The sequence below is a fragment of the Xanthomonas sp. NCPPB 1754 genome, assembly GCF_041475725.2.
Classification (GTDB): Bacteria; Pseudomonadota; Gammaproteobacteria; order Xanthomonadales; family Xanthomonadaceae; genus Xanthomonas; species Xanthomonas euvesicatoria.
Map to the genome: position 1 here is coordinate 2663253 of NZ_CM192982.1, position 15966 is coordinate 2679218.

A 15966-nucleotide genomic window follows, 5' to 3' on the forward strand; every position below is an offset into this window, starting at 1 on the left:
GCTTGGTGCTATCGGTTTCGTGTGGATTCAAAGCAACGAACAGCGCGCCGCCGTTGCCAATCCCGAATCCCGAATCCCCGCCCGTCAGAGCTTCTGCAGGCGCTCGATCGCCGCATCCAGCGTCGCATCGTTCTTGGCAAAGCACAGCCGCGCCAGGCGCTGCCCTGCAGGCGCGTTCTGGTAGAACGGCGACAATGGGATCGCGGCCACGCCCTTCTCGATCGTCAGCCACTTCACGAATTCGGTATCGGGCAGATCGCTGATGGCTGAGTAGTCCACCAGCTGGAAGTAGCCGCCGGGCACAGGCAACGGCTTCAAGCGCGTGGTCAGCAGCCGTTCGCGGAAGCGGTCGCGCTTGGCCTGGTAGAACGCGCCCAGTTGCTCGTCGTGTTCGGGCTCGTCGCGGATCATCGCAGCGAAGGCGTGCTGGGCCGGACCGAAGCTGGTGAAGGTGTTGTACTGGTGCACCTTGCGGAATTCGGCCGTGAGCGCCGGCGGTGCGATGGCGTAGCCGATCTTCCAGCCGGTGCAGTGGTAGGTCTTGCCGAAGCTGGAAATCACCAATGCGCGCTCGCGCAGTTCCGGCCAGCGCAGCACCGATTCGTGGCGGCGGCCGTCGAACACGATGTGTTCGTAGACCTCATCGGACAGCAAAAAGATGTCGGTGCCGCGCAACAGCTCAGTCAGCGTCTGCATGTCGGCGGCCGACAGCATCGCGCCGGACGGGTTGTGCGGCGAGTTGATCATCAACAGGCGCGTCTTGGGGGTGATCGCGGCGCGTAGCGCAGCCCAGTCGACCGCAAAGGTCTGCGGGTGCAGCGCCACATGCACGGCGCGTGCGCCGGCCAGATCGATCGCCGGCTCGTAGCAGTCGTAGGCCGGGTCCAGCACGATGACCTCTTCGCCGGCGCGCACCACCGCGTGGATGGCGTTGAAGATCGCCTCGGTAGCACCGCTGGTGACGGTGATCTCGGTGTCGGCATCGACCTGCGCGCCATAGCAGCGCTGTGCCTTGCCGGCGATGGCCTGGCGCAACGCGGCCACGCCGGTCATCGGTGGATACTGGTTGTGGCCGGCCGCCATGGCCTTGCTCAGTTCGTCGACCAGCCGCTGCGGAACCGCGAAATCGGGAAAGCCCTGACCCAGATTGACCGCGCCGTGCTCGGCCGCCAGCTGCGACATGACGGTGAAGATGGTGGTGCCCACCTTGGGCAGCTTGGTCGTGAGGGGCATGGTGCCTGTCCGGACAAGAAACGGGGGACCGCGAGTGTACGCAAAGCCGCCAGCCGGTTGCGCCCGGACGCTGCAAAACAGCGTTCCCTGACACATCGCGGCGCCTGCGGCGCTGCCGCAGGCGTCCCCGGCATGCCACCATCGTCGCTACAATGCGCGCCCGGTCCGGCGCGTGCCTGCCCCGGCCCTTCCCCCATGCCGTCCTGCGACCCGAGCCTGCTGCACCGATGATCGAACCGCTGCACACCGCACCGCCGCTGCTGGCCGCGCACGCCCTGGCCTTCAGCCGCAACGAGGAGCCGGTGTTTGGCCCGCTGGATTTCCATGTCGATGCCGGCGAAGCGTTGCTGGTGCAAGGCGACAACGGCGCCGGCAAGACCACGTTGCTGCGCGTGCTGGCTGGCCTACTGCATGTGGAGCGCGGGCAGATCCAGATCGATGGCAAGACCGCCAAGCGCGGCGACCGCAGCCGCTTCATGGCCTACCTCGGCCACCTGCCCGGCCTGAAGGCCGACCTCAGCACGCTGGAGAACCTGCACTTCCTGTGCGGCCTGCACGGCCGTCGCGCCAAGCAGATGCCCGGCAGCGCGCTGGCGATCGTCGGCCTGGCCGGTTACGAAGATGCACTGGTGCGGCAATTGTCGGCTGGCCAGCGCAAGCGGCTGGCGCTGGCACGGCTATGGCTGTCGCCGGCGCCGCTCTGGTTGCTGGATGAGCCGTACGCCAATCTGGATCTGGATGGCATCACCCTGGTTAACCGAATGATCTCCGCGCATCTGCGCGGCGGTGGCGCGGCGCTGGTCACCACGCACGGTGCGTATGCAGCGCCACCGGTGCGCACCCGCATGCTCACGCTGGAGGCAGCGGCATGAGCACGCATTCGCCGCAACCCTCGCTCTGGCAGGCGGCCCGCGCCCTGCTTGCCCGCGACCTGCACCTGCTGTGGCGACGCCGTAGCGATGCATTGCAGCCGGCACTGTTCGCATTGCTGATCGTGGTGTTGTTCGCGTTGGGACTGGGCGGACGCCCGGACCTGCTTGCGCAGGCCGCGCCGGCGGTGCTGTGGCTGTCGGTGTTGCTGGCTGGCCTGCTGTCGCTGGACGCCTTGTTCCGCAGCGATGTGGAAGACGGCTCGATGGAGCAGTGGCTGCTGGCACCGGTGCCGCTGGCCTGGTTGATCGCAGTGCGCGTGCTGCTGCATTGGGCGACCAGTGCGCTGCCGCTGATTGCCGTGACGCCGCTGCTGGGCGAATTGCTGCACCTGCCGCATGACCAATTACCGGTGCTGCTGGCATCGTTGGCGCTGGGAACGCCGCTCCTGAGCCTGCTCGGCGCTGTCGTTGCAGCACTGACGGTGACGATGAAGCGCTCTGGTATTCTCGTGGCATTGCTGGCGTTGCCGCTGTACGTGCCGGTGCTGGTGTTTGGTGCCGGCAGCGTGGCGGCCAGCGGACAAGGGCAGGATGCGGTGGGTGCGTTGTTGTTGTTGGGCGCCGGACTGGTGATCGGCGTGGTCCTGGCACCGCTGGCTGCGGCGGCCGCGATCCGCATTTCGTTGAGTTGAGCGCTGCACTCGATGCATTGTCGATAGCACGCCCCGCACAACGCGTTGTTGCTGTTTCGAGAGCCAATGCCATTCCAAAGGCTACTGCCATCGCATGAACGTCGTCGTCCGCTGGTTCCACCAACTCGCATCGCCCCCGATCTTCGACCGTTTTACTGCGCGCTGGGCGCCCTGGTGCTACGCGCTGGCCGCGTTGCTGCTGGGTGTGGGCATCTGGCAGGCCTTGTTCGCGGTGCCGGCGGATTACCAGCAAGGCGACAGCTTTCGTATTCTCTACATCCATGTGCCGAGCGCGTGGATGAGCCTGTTCGTGTTCGGGCTGATGGCGCTGTATGCGGCCATCGCGTTGATCTGGCGCATCAAAATCTGCGAGATCCTGGCGATGGCGTGCGCGCCGATCGGCGCTGCGTTTACCGTGATCACCTTGCTGACCGGCAGCATCTGGGGCAAACCGATGTGGGGTGCCTGGTGGGACTGGGACCCGCGCCTGACCACCGAATTGATCCTGCTGTTTCTGTATCTGGGCGTGATCGGCCTGTATCACGCCATCGACGACCGCCGTCAGGCGGCGCGCGCGGCGGCGTTGCTGGCCATCGTCGGGGTGGCGCTGCTGCCGGTGATCCGCTATTCGGTGGTGTGGTGGAATTCGCTGCATCAGGGCCAGAGCATCCGCCTGCTTGGGCCGTCCACGATCGACGCAAGCATGCTGCTGCCGCTGTGGTTGATGGTGATCGGCACCAAGTTCTGGTTTGTCGGGTCGCTGTTGACGCGCGCGCGCGCCGACAACCTGCGCCGCGAGGCGGGCAAGGCCTGGATCGTGCGCGATGCGCAGGAGAGTGCGGCATGAGCTACCTGCCTTACGTCATCGCCGCCTATGCGGTGTTCGTGCTGGTGCTGCTGTGGGATCTGATCGCCGGCCGTTGGCAGGTACGTCGCGCCCTGAAGACCGCCCAGGCGCGCCGTCTGCGCGAGCGCAAGCGCGCGGTGCCCAGCGCTGCGGAGTTGATCCGGTGAACCCGCAACGTCGCCGCCGCCTGTGGCTGGTGCTGGCCTTGGTGCTGGCCGGCGGGCTGGCAACCACGCTGGTGGCCATGGCCTTGCAGCGCAACGTGGCCTACCTGTACACGCCTTCGGAAGTGCTGCGTGGCGATGCCGGCGCGCATTCGCGCTTCCGGCTTGGCGGCATGGTCGAAAAAGGCTCGTTCAAACGCGCCTCCGGCGCATTGGAAGCGCAATTCCGCGTCACCGATGGCGATGCGCAATTGCCCGTCAGTTACGACCGCATCCTGCCGGACCTGTTTCGCGAGGGGCAGGCAGTGGTGGCCACCGGCCGCATGCAGAACGGCATCTTCGTCGCCGAAGATGTGCTGGCCAAGCACGACGAAACCTATATGCCGAAGGAAGTCGCCGACAAGATGGGCAGCGCGCATCGCAAGCACGATGTGCCGGCCGCTGCGGGCCAGGCTGGGGAGCTGCATTGATGGCGTGTGTCAGGAGATCGGCATTCCTGCAGACAGGTGGCTTGCGCGGCGGGTGCGTGGCTAACGATGTCGCCGTGCGTTGGCAAGCAGGTGCAACGGCTGCAGTAATGCGGACCCTGCAATGCACCTGCCGTCGTGGCACGGACCCACGCTCGACAACGCGCCGACCCGATGCTTCCTGAACTCGGGACGTTCCTGCTGGTGCTGGCCCTGCTGGTGGCGCTGGTGCAGGCCGTGGTGCCGCTGGCAGGCGCACAACGCGGACGCAGCAGCTGGATGGCCGTGGCGCGGCCGGCAGCGCTGGTGCAGCTGGCACTGATCGCATCGGCCTTTGCCGTGTTGACGCACGCCTTCTTGGTGCAGGATTTTTCGGTGCGCTACGTCGCCGAGAATTCCAACAGCCTGCTGCCGGTGATGTACCGCTATTCGGCGGTGTGGGGCGCGCACGAAGGCTCGCTACTGCTGTGGACGCTGGTGCTGGCGTTGTGGACCGGCGCGGTGGCGATCTGGTCGCGGCAGCTGCCGGCGCATGTGATCGCGCGCGTGCTCGGCGTCATGGCGCTGGTGAGTATTGGGTTTCTGGCGTTCCTGCTGTTCACCTCCAACCCGTTTGCGCGGTTGTTTCCGGTGCCGCCGGAAGGTGGCGACCTCAATCCGCTGCTGCAGGATCCGGGGCTGATCGTCCATCCGCCGATGCTGTATTGCGGCTACGTCGGCTTTGCGGTGCCGTTCGCGTTCGCCATCGCCGCGCTGCTGGAAGGCCGTATGGATGCGCGCTGGCTGCGCTGGACGCGGCCGTGGACCAATGTCGCCTGGTCGATGCTCACCGTGGGCATCGCGCTCGGTAGCTGGTGGGCGTATTACGAGCTGGGCTGGGGGGGCTGGTGGTTCTGGGACCCGGTGGAGAACGCCAGTTTCATGCCGTGGCTGGTGGGCACCGCACTGCTGCATTCGCAGGCGGTGACCGAAAAGCGCGGCAGCTTCGCCAGCTGGACCTTGTTGCTGGCAATCGCCGCCTTCGCGCTGTCGCTGCTGGGCACCTTCCTGGTGCGCTCGGGCGTGTTGACCAGCGTGCATTCGTTCGCCGCCGACCCGTCGCGCGGGCTGTTCATTCTGGTATTCCTGCTGGCCGTGGTCGGTGGTTCGTTGCTGCTGTATGCCCTGCGCGCGCCGCTTCTGTCGGTGGCGGACGATCCGCGTCGCGCATTCGCCGGCAGCTCGCGCGAAACCTTGCTGCTGTTGAACAACCTGCTGCTCACCTGCGCCTGCGCCATGGTGTTGCTGGGCACCTTGTACCCGCTGCTCGCCGATGCGTTGGGACTGGGCAAGTTGTCGGTCGGCCCGCCCTACTTCGGCACCTTGTTCGTGGTGCTGATGGCGCCGCTGGTGGCGCTGCTGCCGTTCGGCCCGCTCACCCGCTGGCAGCGCGAACAGGCCTCGCGGCCGCTGGCGATGCTGGCGCCGTGGGCAGGCCTGGCGCTGGCGGCCGGCGTGCTGGCCTGGTTGGTCGCGCCGCAGGGACAGTTGAAAGCCGCCTTCGGTGTCGCCGGTGCAGCCTGGGTGCTGCTGGGCACCGCGCGGTTCCTGTGGACGCGGCGGGCGGCCAAGGGGCGCAGATTCACCGCCGAGATGCTGGGCATGGTACTGGCGCACCTGGGCGTTGCGGTGTTCCTGTCCGGTGCCCTGCTGGTGGAGGGATTGAGCCTGCAGCGCGAAGTGGCGCTGGCGCCCGGGCAACAGGTGCAGATCGGCCGCTATGCCCTGCATTTCGACGGGCTGGAAGAACTGCGCGGGCCCAATTACGTGGCCGACCGTGCCAACCTGCAGGTGCTCAAGGACGATGCGCCGGTGGGCGCGCTGCAGGCCGAAAAGCGCCGCTACGCCAGCGGTGGCCAGACATTGACCGAGGCGGCGATTCGTCCTGGCCCGTTTGGCGACCTGTATGTCGCCCTTGGCGAACCGCTGGGCAACCAGGCCTGGGCGGTGCGTGTCCACCTCAAACCGTTCGTCCGCTGGATCTGGCTGGGAGCGCTGCTGATGGCACTTGGCGGCCTGGTGACCGCGGCCGACCGGCGTTTTCGTCGTTCTCCGGAGATCCAAGATGGTTGAGTCACGTTCGCCCCGCCTGCCCACTGCGGTTCTCGTGGGCGCCATCGTGCTGCTGCTCGCCCTGGCAGCGCTGCTGGTCTACGCGGTGGTGCGCTCCGGTCAGGACGATCGCGATGCCCTGCCCTCTGCGTTGATCGGCAAACCGGCGCCGGAATTCGCGCTGCCGCTGCTGCACGACCCGGCCATCGTGGTGCATGCGCGCGAATTGCGCGGCGCGCCGTACATCATCAACGTGTGGGGCAGCTGGTGCCCGGCCTGCCGCGAAGAACACCCGGTATTGAGCCGCTTCGCACTGACCAAGCGCGTACGCGTGATCGGCTACAACTGGAAGGACGAGCGCAACGATGCGCTGCGCTGGCTCGAACAACTCGGCAACCCGTATCTGCTGGTGGTCGCCGATCAGGATGGCCGCACCGCCATCGATTTCGGCATTGCTGCCGCGCCGGAAACCTTCTTGGTCGACGGGCGTGGCGTGGTGCGCTGGAAGTACAGCGGCATGCTGACCCAATCCATCATCGACACCCAGTTGATTCCGGCGCTGAGCAAGATCGAACGTTCGCCCACCGCCGCACCGGACCTGCACGCCAAACAATGATCCGCTGGCTACTGACGCTAGTGTTACTTCCATGGCTGGCATTCGCCCAGCCGGTCGGCGACCCGGCGCCGCTGCGCTATGCCTCGGCCGAAGAGGAGGCGCGTTTTCACGCACTCACCGCCGAGTTGCGCTGCGTGCAGTGCCAGAACCAGTCGCTGGCCGATTCCAACGCGCAGATTGCGCAGGACCTGCGCCGCGAGGTGCTGGCACTGATGCACGAGGGCCGCAGCGATGCGCAGATCCGCCAGTTCCTGGTCGCGCGCTATGGCGAGTTCGTGCTGTATCGCCCGCGGGTGGAGTCGCGCACCTGGCTGCTATGGTTCGGTCCGCTGCTGGTGTTGCTGCTGGGCGCGGGCGCCGTGGTGCGGGTGGTACGCAAACGCAGCGTGGCCGCGCCTGTCGTGCCTGCCGATGAGCAGGAGTGGTGATGGCCGGCTTTATCGTCGCGGGGATCGTGATTGCGCTACTGGCCTTCGGCGTGGTGTTGCGCCCGCTGTGGCGCGAAGCGCGCGGCCTGGCCGCAAGCGTGGCAGTGTTGCTGCTGGCCGCGAGCACGGCGTTGTACTGGCTGGTCGGAACGCCTGGCGCCATTACGCAGCCGACCAATCGCCCGGCCACGCCACGTTCGCTGGATGAAGCCATCGTGCAGCTGCGCGCGGCGCTGGCCAGTCACCCCGAACAGGCCGAGGGCTGGGTGTTGCTGGGGCGCTCACTGTCCAGCCAGCAGAAATTTGCCGAAGCGCGCGATGCCTTCGCACGCGCGGTCGCACTCCGTCCGGACGAAGCGGACGTGCTGGTCGCCGCGGCGCAGGCGCGCATGCTTGCCGACGACAGCGGCCGCCCGGACCCGGAAGCCATGCGCCTGCTCGAACACGCGCTGGCGGTGCAACCGGACCACCAACGCGCGCGCTGGTTCCTGGGGGTGGTGCAGCGCCAAGCCGGTGAGCCGGCCAAGGCCAGTGCGACATGGGAGCCGCTATTGCGTGTGGTCGATGCCTCTACCCGCCCCGGCCTGCTCGAACAGATCAATGCCGCCCGACACGACGCCAGGCTCGAGCCGATCCAGGCACCGGCTGCGCCTACCGCCGCTGCAGCCAATGGCAAACCCATCCAGGTGCGCGTGACGCTGGATGCCGAATTCGCCAAGCGCGCCGGACTGCCCGGCGATACCAGCGTGTTCGTGATCGCGCGCGCGGCCGACACGCCGATGCCGGTGGCGGTGGAAAAACACGCGCTGCGCGAGCTTCCATTGACCATCACGCTGGACGATGGCGACAGCCCGATGCCGACGCGCACGCTGTCGTCGCTGGACAACGTACAACTGCTGGCACGGCTCTCGCGCAGCGGCAACGCCATGCGCCAGGCCGATGACGTGGAGAGCGCTCCGGTGACGGTCGCACTGCCTGCGGCCGCGCCGGTGGAACTGGTGATCGGCCGCTGATGGCTGACGCATTGCGTGTGATGGGCGAGGTCATCGACCTAACTGATGCGGGCAAACACTCGATCTTCGTGCAGCCATGCCGCTGTACTGAAGGTACATCACGCCTGCATCGACACAGATCGAGCGGCGTTTGCGATTGCCTGCTGAGCCGGATGTTCCGTTGTCTACATGCGCATGCAGACGAATGTACGCACCGCCGGCCAGCAGCCTAATCGCGTATCAAATGAGCGCCCCTCGCTTCGTGTATTTCCCATCTCACATGCCCCAGCACCCTCGCGCAGTGCCAGCTAGAATTGGCCCATGACTGAATTCATCCCTGCCGGCACGCTGTACCACGCCCTGCCCTCGCCGTTTCCGATGAAGCGCGGTGGCGTGCTGCATCAGGCACGCGTGGCGTACGAGACCTGGGGCACGCTGGCCGCAGATCGCAGCAACGCGATCCTGATCGTCACCGGCCTGTCGCCCAATGCGCACGCGGCGGCACACCAGGCCAACCCAGAGCCGGGCTGGTGGGAAGCAATGCTGGGCCCGGGCAAGCCGATCGATACCGCACGCTGGTTCGTGGTCTGCGTCAATTCCTTGGGCAGTTGCAAGGGCTCGACCGGGCCGGCCTCGGTGAACCCTGCAACCGGCGCGCCGTATCGCCTCAGCTTTCCGGATTTGTCGATCGAAGACGTGGCCGATGCCGCAGCCGATGTGGTGCGCGCACTGGGTATCGCGCAACTGGCCTGCCTGATCGGCAACTCGATGGGCGGCATGACCGCGCTGGCGCTATTGCTGCGTCATCCCGGCATCGCGCGCAGCCACATCAATATTTCCGGCAGCGCGCAGGCATTGCCGTTTTCGATCGCGATCCGCTCGTTGCAACGCGAGGCGATCCGGCTGGACCCGCATTGGAATGGCGGCCACTACGACGATGCCCGCTACCCGGAGTCGGGCATGCGCATGGCGCGCAAGCTCGGCGTGATCACCTATCGCTCGGCGCTGGAATGGGACGGCCGTTTCGGCCGCGTGCGACTGGATTCCGAGCAGGCGGCCGATGATCCGTTCGGATTAGAATTTCAGGTGGAAAGCTATCTGGAAGGCCACGCGCGCCGCTTCGTGCGCTTCTTCGACCCCAACTGCTATCTGTACCTGAGCCGCTCGATGGACTGGTTCGACCTGGCCGAGCATGTCGACGAGCAACCGGCTACCGACTCTGCCATCGACCACGCCCATGCAGATGCCCTGCCCGCCTCCGCCAAGCCGCAGACCGGCGTCTCGACCGCCGACACGGTGCTTGCCGGCCTGGCGCGTATCCGCATCGCGCGTGCGCTGGCGATCGGTGCCAACACCGACATCCTGTTCCCGGTGCAGCAGCAGGAGCAGATTGCCGACGGCCTGCGTGCCGGCGGCGCCGATGCGCACTTCATCGGCCTGGATTCGCCGCAAGGCCATGACGCGTTCCTGGTCGATTTCGCCCGCTTCGGCCCAGCGGTCCGCGATTTTTTGCAGGACTGTTGAGTTCCTTGAACGTCGCTCTGCGCCGCCGGATCTCGGCCGATGCTGCTGGAAGATGACGACCGTCACCGCTGTTTTTTCCGGCTGGGCAGTTGATGCGTGATATGCGCGCAGATCGCACCGGCAAGCCACACCATCCAACAGAGCAACGCGAATGCGCTATCAGGGACGTCTCAGCGACTGGAATGATCACAAGGGCTTTGGCTTCGTCACGCCCCATGGTGGTGGCGACCGCGCATTCGTCCATATCAGCGCATTTGCACGGCAGACGCGTCGCCCGCGCGATGGGGAGATCATCACGTATGCAATCGAACGCGATGCGCACAAACGCCTGAATGCCACGCAAGTGCGGTGGGCAGACCGTACCACCGCCGCCAGGACCGAACAGCGTCGCAGCGGCTTGCCACGCAAGACGCTGGCTGCGGTGTCGATGCTCGCGTTGGCGGCGGCCACGCTGATGCACGTGGTACCGGTGATCGTCCCGCTCTGGTACGCGGCGGCCAGCCTGGTCACCCTGCTGATCTATGCGATGGACAAGTCGGCCGCGCAACGCAATCAATGGCGCATACCCGAATCCAGCTTGCACCTGCTGGCGCTGATCGGTGGCTGGCCAGGTGCATTGCTGGCGCAGGAAATCTACCGGCACAAGTGCAGCAAGGCGGCGTTTCAGCTGAGGTTCTGGCTCACGGTAGCGTTGAATGTCAGTGCACTGGTACTGGCAGTGACCGAGACCGATCTGATGGCCGCGCTTGCGGTGCTGTTTGATTGAACGCGATCAACAACGCGCGGCCCGGCGATCAACGCCCACCCTGTGACCACGTTCGAGGACCTCGGTGATCGGCTATGCGTTCTGGTCGAGCAACTCCAGCGTTCCCTCACGCATCCGGTAATGCCGTTGCACGACACCGGGCGGCAGCGCGTCGTGGGTGATCATCACCAGCGAGCGTTCGCCGAGTGCGGCGGCCAGGTCGACCAACAGCGCGTGGGCGGTATCCACGTCCAGACCATCGGTGGGTTCGTCGAGCAACAGGATCGGGGCATCGCGCAGCAGTGCCCGCGCGAGGGCGAGCCGGCGCGCCTGGCCGGCAGACAGCGTGGCGCCGTTTTCGCCAACCCAGGTGTCCAGACCGTCGTTCGCGCTGGCCCACGCGCCCAGGCGCACCTGTTGGAGCACCTGCCACAGTGCGGCATCATCGGCAGCGGCGTCGCCGATGAGCAGGTTGTCGCGCACGCTGCCGGCAAACACCGGCGCGTTCTGTGGCAGCCAGGCGATACGCTGGTGCCATTGCGCCTGTGCGAGGTGGCGCAGGTCGATGCCCGCGTAGCGCAGCTGCCCGGCCTGCGGATCCCACAGGCGCAGCAACAACGCCAACACTGTGCTTTTACCGCTGCCGCTATCGCCACTGATGGCAATGCGCTCGCCCGGCGCCAGGGTCAGATCGAGCGCGTGCAGCACCGGGCGCACGCTACCGGGCCAGGCAAACGACACCTGCTGCAATTGCAACGTGCCGGTGCGCGGCACGTCGATCGCGTGCGCCGGATCGCTCACCGATGGCGCTTGATCGACGATGGCCTGCAGGCGCCTGGCGGCAACGCGTGCGCTTTGCAGCGCCTGCAATGCCAGCCCTGCACCGGCCCAGACTTCCAGCAACGCCATGGTCAAAAACACCAACCCCGCAGCGAGCTCGGCGGCGATCAGCCCGCGTTCGGCCGCGCCAAGTGCCAGCCACAGCATGCTGGCCAGCCCCAGCCCGCCGCAGAGCGCATGCAGCAGGTTGCCTGTGATCAGCCGTCTGCGCTGGATGCGATCGCCGCCGGTGACGGCGGCGGCGGCGGCGTCACTGCGCTGCAGCCAGGCGCCCTGCGCGTCGACCGCAGCAAGGTCGGCCGCGCCCTCCAGGCCTTCGAAGGCCTGCGTGCGCAAGGCCGTTCGCTGCTGTGCACGCAACTGCTCGCGCTGCGCGCCGCCACGTGCCACCTGCCACGGCACCAGCCCGCCGATCAACATGCCAAGCACCAGCAACAAGCACGCAGCGGGGAGATAGATCAGCGCAGCGGCGGCGACACCACCTAACCAGATGCCGAGCAATGCGGCCAGCGGTGCCAACGCGCGCACGCTCAGGCCGTCGACCTCGCCGATGTCGGACATCAACCGCGCCAGCAGATCGCCGGTCCGGGTGGCCGACAATCGCCCGGGCGCCAGCGGCAAGGCGCGGCGAAAGAACCACACCCGCAGATCGCGGGCGATGCGCAAGGTGGCATCGTGCCCGATCAACTTTTCGCCGTAACGCGACACGATACGCGCGAAGGTCAAGGCGCGAATGCCGGCCGACGGCGAGAAGAAGTTGAAACCGGTCCCCATGCCGGCAACGCCTGCCAGCGCAGCGGCGGTCAGGAAGCTGCCGGACAAGCCCAGCAGGCCGACACCGGCAAGCATGGTGACCAGCACCAGCACTGCCGACAACAGCAGGCGCCAGGCATGCAGACGAAACACATCGCGCAAACGATCAGGCTGGGGGCGGCTCATGGTGCCTCCAGCGTGACCGGCACGCCGCGCAGATCGATCACCGTGTCGGCCCAACGCATCGCCGCAGCGCTATGCGTCGCCAGAACGACCGCACGGCCGCGCGCAAAGATGCCCAGCGTCCGCAGCAATTCCGCTTCGGTGTCCGGGTCCAGAAAGGCGGTGGGTTCGTCCAGCAGCAACACCTCCGGCTCGCGCAACAACAATCGCGCCAACGCCACGCGGCGGGCTTCGCCACCGGACAAACCAAAGCCACGCTCGCCGATCACGGTGTCCAGGCCGGCCGGCAAGTGCGCGGTAAAGCGCAGCACCTGCGCCGCCTCGGCCACCGCGTGCAGGCGCGCATCGCTGGCCTGCGGGTCGGCCAGGCGCAGGTTGTCGGCAATGCTGGCGTGAAACAGGTAGGGCCGCTGCGTGGCATATCCAATGCGCGCCCCCGGGCGCACGGCCACGCTGCCCGCCTCGGGTGCAAGCCAACCGGCGAGCCCTTCCAGCAGCGTGCTCTTGCCGCTGCCGCTGGCACCGATCACCGCAACGCGCTGGCCGGGCTCCAGCGTCAGTGCGAACTCCTGGACCACCACCTGCGGCGCGCCGGCAGGACGCAGCGCCAATCCACGCGCCTGCAACAAGGGCGCATGCGCTTGCGCCGGCTCCAGGGCACGTGCGGGCAGCACGGCGGTGTGCGCGGCGGCATCCGGCTGGAAACCCTGCAGCAAGCGCTCGGCTTCGGCCACGGCAGCCAAGGCGTTCGCGCGGTCATGGTAATGCGCGGCCAAGCGCCGCAGCGGTGCGAAGAATTCCGGCGCCAGCAAGAGGCAGAACATGCCGGCACCCAGCGACGGCATACCGTGCAGATGAAGCATGCCCAGATAGCTCAAGCCGAAGTACAGCGCCACGATCGCAACGCTGACGGAGGCAAAAAACTCCAGCACGGTGGAGGACAGGAATGCGATGCGCAACACCTTCAGCGAGCGCTCGCGCACGCCCTCGGCAGCGGCGGCAATGCCCTGCAATTCAGCCTGGCCGCGGCCATACACGCGCAGCAATCCCAGGCCCTTGAGGCGATCGGCAAAATGCCCGCCCATGCGCGCCAGTTCGCCGAGTTGTTCGCGCCCTGCGGCCTCGGCGCCCCACCCCACCAGCATCATGAAGAACGGAATCAGCGGCGCGGTGAGCAGCAACACCAACCCGACCACCCAATCGACCGAAAACACCGCGATCAGAATCAGCGGCGGCACCAGCACCATTTCGATGCGAGCGAGCTGGTAGCCGACGAAATAGCCCTCCAGCGCAACGGTATGCGCCAGGCTCAACTCGCCCAGTTCGCCACTGCGTTGCCGGCGCAACCAGAGCGGCCCGTGCTGCACCAGGCGTTGCGCAATGCGCGCGCGCAGTTCGCGCTTGGCCACGTCGGCCACATCGCCGGTCAACGATTGCGCCCAGGCATTGAGTAGCGCGCGCCCGATCAGCGCAACCAGCAACCCCGCGCCCACGTTGCGCAATTGCGCCATTGCCAGGTGCTGCACCAGTACCGCCTTTACCAGCCAGGCGATCGCAGCCGATTGCACAAGCAGCAACGCACCCGACAACGCTACCGCCACGCCGGCGAGCCGCTGCGCGCGCCTGGCAGATGCGGCCAGCGCATCCAGCCAGTGGCCGCGTTGACGGCGCTGGGCGGGCGTTTCGCTGGCTTGCACGCTGGGCTGGCTCACGTCGCTCTTCTGAAGACTGCGCATTGCACGCGATTGTAAGTCGCCGCCTCCCGGTCGGGGATGGACAGTGTGACGCACCTGTTCAGGACCGCATTGATTTGGATCAACGCGGCCGGCGCGATGGCGGCAGATGATCGCCACATTCCTTACCGACCCTCAACCAGGCCCACCCGCCATGATCGACTCGACAGTTGTCGAACTGTCGCGGCTGCAGTTCGCAGTCACCGCGATGTACCACTTCATCTTTCCACCGCTCACCATGGGTCTGTCGTTCCTGCTGGGCATCATGGAAAGTGTCTACGTCATGACCGGCAAGCAGATCTGGCGGCGCATGACCATGTTCTGGGGTGTGCTGTTCGGCATCAACTTCGCCATGGGTGTCGGCACCGGCATCGTGATGGAATTCGAGTTCGGCATGAACTGGTCGTACTACAGCCATTACGTGGGCGACATCTTCGGTGCGCCGCTGGCGATCGAGGGACTGATGGCGTTCTTTCTGGAAGCCACCTTCTTGGGCCTGTTCTTTCTTGGCTGGAATCGCCTGAGCAAGATACAGCACCTGATCACCACCTGGCTGGTGGCGCTGGGCAGCAACTTCTCTGCGTTATGGATCCTGATCGCCAACGGCTGGATGCAGAATCCGGCCGGCGCGGTGTTCAACCCCGACACCATGCGCATGGAAGTGGTGGATTTCGTGGCAGTGCTGTTCAACCCGGTGGCGCAGGCCAAGTTCGTGCATACGGTAAGTGCCGGCTACGTGCTGGGCGCGGTGTTCGTGATGTCGATCAGTGCGTTTTATCTCTTGCGAGGCAAGCATATTGAAATGGCACGGCGTTCGTTTGCGGTGGCGGCAGCGTTCGGCCTGCTGTCGTCGCTGTCGGTGGTGGTGCTGGGCGACGAGAGCGGCTATGCCGCCAGCGAACACCAGAAGATGAAACTGGCCGCCATCGAAGCGATGTGGGAAACCGAAGCCGCACCGGCCGACTTCACTGCATTCGGCATTCCGAACCAGACCACCCATCGCAACGATTACGCCATCAAGATTCCGTACCTGATGGGCTTGATCGCCACGCGTTCGCTGGATGAGCCAATTCCAGGCATTCTCGAACTGGTCGGCCGTGCCGAACACCGCATCCGCGGCGGTCAGATCGCCTACGGCGCACTGCAACGCATCCGCGCCGACAAGAACGACGCCCAAGCACGCAAGGTTTTCGATGCACACTGGCAGGACCTGGGCCACGGCCTGCTGCTCAAGCGCTATCGCGACGATATCGGCAACGCCACGCCGGAGCAAATTGCCCAGGCCGCGATGGACACCGTACCGCGCGTGCTGCCGCTGTTCTGGACCTTCCGCATCATGGCCGCCATCGGCATGTATCTCATCGCGTTTTTCGCTATCGCCTTCTGGTTTGCCTGCAAGCACAACTTCCAGGAAAAACGCTGGTTCCTGAGCTTGGCCCTGTGGACGTTGCCGCTGCCGTGGATCGCGATCGAATGCGGTTGGTTCGTTGCCGAATACGGCCGCCAGCCGTGGGCGGTGGAAGGTGTGCTGCCCACGTTCTACGCCGCCTCGGGGCTGGACCTTTACGAGATCGTGATGACGCTGGTGGGCTTCACCGCGCTGTACACGACGTTGCTGGTGATTGCGATCAAGTTGTCGCTGAAGACCATCAACAAGGGACCGGAGGTGTTGTTCCCACCGATGCCGCCCAACGCATTGCCCGCCGCCCTGCAGGACCATGCCCCGTCGCGTCACGCACCGCTGAGTTCCGGTGCCGTGGCCGGCAGCGCACCGTAAGCAAAGGAG

15 protein-coding genes are annotated in these 15966 nt (G+C 66.2%); 12 read left to right on the forward strand and 3 right to left on the reverse strand.

What is annotated here, in order from left to right:
- Window positions 1-84: 84 nt before the first annotated feature.
- Window positions 85-1233: a pyridoxal phosphate-dependent aminotransferase gene (locus tag ACCQ15_RS11720; RefSeq protein WP_372380597.1), complete on the reverse strand. Its 1149-nt coding sequence runs from the start codon at window positions 1231-1233 to the stop codon at window positions 85-87.
- 227 nt (window positions 1234-1460) lie between these two features.
- Between ACCQ15_RS11720 and ccmA the strand changes: the two genes are divergently transcribed.
- The 11 genes from ccmA to ACCQ15_RS11775 all read left to right on the forward strand — a co-directional run bounded on the left by ccmA (window position 1461) and on the right by ACCQ15_RS11775 (window position 10692).
- On the forward strand, window positions 1461-2105 hold the full coding sequence (gene ccmA / locus ACCQ15_RS11725; RefSeq protein ID WP_008573812.1) for a heme ABC exporter ATP-binding protein CcmA: 645 nt from the start codon (window positions 1461-1463) through the stop codon (window positions 2103-2105).
- Window positions 2102-2797, forward strand: a complete 696-nt coding sequence (ccmB, locus tag ACCQ15_RS11730) for a heme exporter protein CcmB (RefSeq protein WP_008573811.1) — start codon at window positions 2102-2104, stop codon at window positions 2795-2797. The genes ccmA and ccmB overlap by 4 nt, the downstream gene beginning before the upstream one ends.
- A 94-nt stretch (window positions 2798-2891) precedes the next feature.
- On the forward strand, window positions 2892-3644 hold the full coding sequence (gene ccmC, locus ACCQ15_RS11735) for a heme ABC transporter permease CcmC (protein ID WP_008573810.1): 753 nt from the start codon (window positions 2892-2894) through the stop codon (window positions 3642-3644).
- Window positions 3641-3811: a heme exporter protein CcmD gene (locus ACCQ15_RS11740; protein ID WP_280298203.1), complete on the forward strand. Its 171-nt coding sequence runs from the start codon at window positions 3641-3643 to the stop codon at window positions 3809-3811. Before ccmC ends, ACCQ15_RS11740 begins: the two co-directional genes overlap by 4 nt.
- A complete protein-coding gene (gene ccmE / locus ACCQ15_RS11745) occupies window positions 3808-4278 on the forward strand; it encodes a cytochrome c maturation protein CcmE (protein WP_029819560.1) in 471 nt (156 codons plus the stop codon). Before ACCQ15_RS11740 ends, ccmE begins: the two co-directional genes overlap by 4 nt.
- A 171-nt stretch (window positions 4279-4449) precedes the next feature.
- Window positions 4450-6387, forward strand: a complete 1938-nt coding sequence (locus ACCQ15_RS11750; protein ID WP_011347686.1) for a heme lyase CcmF/NrfE family subunit — start codon at window positions 4450-4452, stop codon at window positions 6385-6387.
- The gene (locus ACCQ15_RS11755; RefSeq protein WP_008573806.1) at window positions 6380-6982 is read left to right on the forward strand and encodes a DsbE family thiol:disulfide interchange protein; all 603 of its coding nucleotides are present in this window, start codon (window positions 6380-6382) and stop codon (window positions 6980-6982) included. Before ACCQ15_RS11750 ends, ACCQ15_RS11755 begins: the two co-directional genes overlap by 8 nt.
- Window positions 6979-7410, forward strand: coding sequence for a cytochrome c-type biogenesis protein (locus tag ACCQ15_RS11760; RefSeq protein ID WP_011347687.1), 432 nt, complete (start codon window positions 6979-6981; stop codon window positions 7408-7410). The genes ACCQ15_RS11755 and ACCQ15_RS11760 overlap by 4 nt, the downstream gene beginning before the upstream one ends.
- Window positions 7410-8423, forward strand: coding sequence for a tetratricopeptide repeat protein (locus tag ACCQ15_RS11765; RefSeq protein WP_162998432.1), 1014 nt, complete (start codon window positions 7410-7412; stop codon window positions 8421-8423). The genes ACCQ15_RS11760 and ACCQ15_RS11765 overlap by 1 nt, the downstream gene beginning before the upstream one ends.
- 300 nt (window positions 8424-8723) lie before the next feature.
- Window positions 8724-9926: a homoserine O-acetyltransferase MetX gene (gene metX, locus ACCQ15_RS11770; RefSeq protein WP_372380598.1), complete on the forward strand. Its 1203-nt coding sequence runs from the start codon at window positions 8724-8726 to the stop codon at window positions 9924-9926.
- A 151-nt stretch (window positions 9927-10077) separates the two neighbouring features.
- Window positions 10078-10692, forward strand: a complete 615-nt coding sequence (locus ACCQ15_RS11775; RefSeq protein WP_122272974.1) for a DUF1294 domain-containing protein — start codon at window positions 10078-10080, stop codon at window positions 10690-10692.
- A 72-nt stretch (window positions 10693-10764) separates the two neighbouring features.
- Here the strand turns inward: ACCQ15_RS11775 and cydC are convergent, their stop codons facing one another.
- Together cydC and cydD are read right to left on the reverse strand one after the other, a co-directional pair.
- On the reverse strand, window positions 10765-12450 hold the full coding sequence (cydC, locus tag ACCQ15_RS11780; protein WP_122272975.1) for a thiol reductant ABC exporter subunit CydC: 1686 nt from the start codon (window positions 12448-12450) through the stop codon (window positions 10765-10767).
- Entirely contained in the window at window positions 12447-14183 is a 1737-nt protein-coding gene (cydD, locus tag ACCQ15_RS11785; protein WP_372380599.1) for a thiol reductant ABC exporter subunit CydD, read from the reverse strand. The genes cydC and cydD overlap by 4 nt, the downstream gene beginning before the upstream one ends.
- A 151-nt stretch (window positions 14184-14334) precedes the next feature.
- Between cydD and ACCQ15_RS11790 the strand changes: the two genes are divergently transcribed.
- The gene (locus ACCQ15_RS11790; RefSeq protein ID WP_372174568.1) at window positions 14335-15957 is read left to right on the forward strand and encodes a cytochrome ubiquinol oxidase subunit I; all 1623 of its coding nucleotides are present in this window, start codon (window positions 14335-14337) and stop codon (window positions 15955-15957) included.
- Window positions 15958-15966 lie beyond the last annotated feature (9 nt).

Bases quoted from the DNA above. Each gene is read 5' to 3' on its own strand.
- ACCQ15_RS11720 (WP_372380597.1), bottom strand. From the start codon at position 1,233: ATGCCCCTCACGACCAAGCTGCCCAAGGTGGGCACCACCATCTTCACC.
- ccmA (WP_008573812.1), top strand. From the start codon at position 1,461: ATGATCGAACCGCTGCACACCGCACCGCCGCTGCTGGCCGCGCACGCC.
- ccmB (WP_008573811.1), top strand. From the start codon at position 2,102: ATGAGCACGCATTCGCCGCAACCCTCGCTCTGGCAGGCGGCCCGCGCC.
- ccmC (WP_008573810.1), top strand. From the start codon at position 2,892: ATGAACGTCGTCGTCCGCTGGTTCCACCAACTCGCATCGCCCCCGATC.
- ACCQ15_RS11740 (WP_280298203.1), top strand. From the start codon at position 3,641: ATGAGCTACCTGCCTTACGTCATCGCCGCCTATGCGGTGTTCGTGCTG.
- ACCQ15_RS11750 (WP_011347686.1), top strand. From the start codon at position 4,450: ATGCTTCCTGAACTCGGGACGTTCCTGCTGGTGCTGGCCCTGCTGGTG.
- ACCQ15_RS11755 (WP_008573806.1), top strand. From the start codon at position 6,380: ATGGTTGAGTCACGTTCGCCCCGCCTGCCCACTGCGGTTCTCGTGGGC.
- ACCQ15_RS11760 (WP_011347687.1), top strand. From the start codon at position 6,979: ATGATCCGCTGGCTACTGACGCTAGTGTTACTTCCATGGCTGGCATTC.
- ACCQ15_RS11765 (WP_162998432.1), top strand. From the start codon at position 7,410: ATGGCCGGCTTTATCGTCGCGGGGATCGTGATTGCGCTACTGGCCTTC.
- metX (WP_372380598.1), top strand. From the start codon at position 8,724: ATGACTGAATTCATCCCTGCCGGCACGCTGTACCACGCCCTGCCCTCG.
- ACCQ15_RS11775 (WP_122272974.1), top strand. From the start codon at position 10,078: ATGCGCTATCAGGGACGTCTCAGCGACTGGAATGATCACAAGGGCTTT.
- cydC (WP_122272975.1), bottom strand. From the start codon at position 12,450: ATGAGCCGCCCCCAGCCTGATCGTTTGCGCGATGTGTTTCGTCTGCAT.
- cydD (WP_372380599.1), bottom strand. From the start codon at position 14,183: ATGCGCAGTCTTCAGAAGAGCGACGTGAGCCAGCCCAGCGTGCAAGCC.
- ACCQ15_RS11790 (WP_372174568.1), top strand. From the start codon at position 14,335: ATGATCGACTCGACAGTTGTCGAACTGTCGCGGCTGCAGTTCGCAGTC.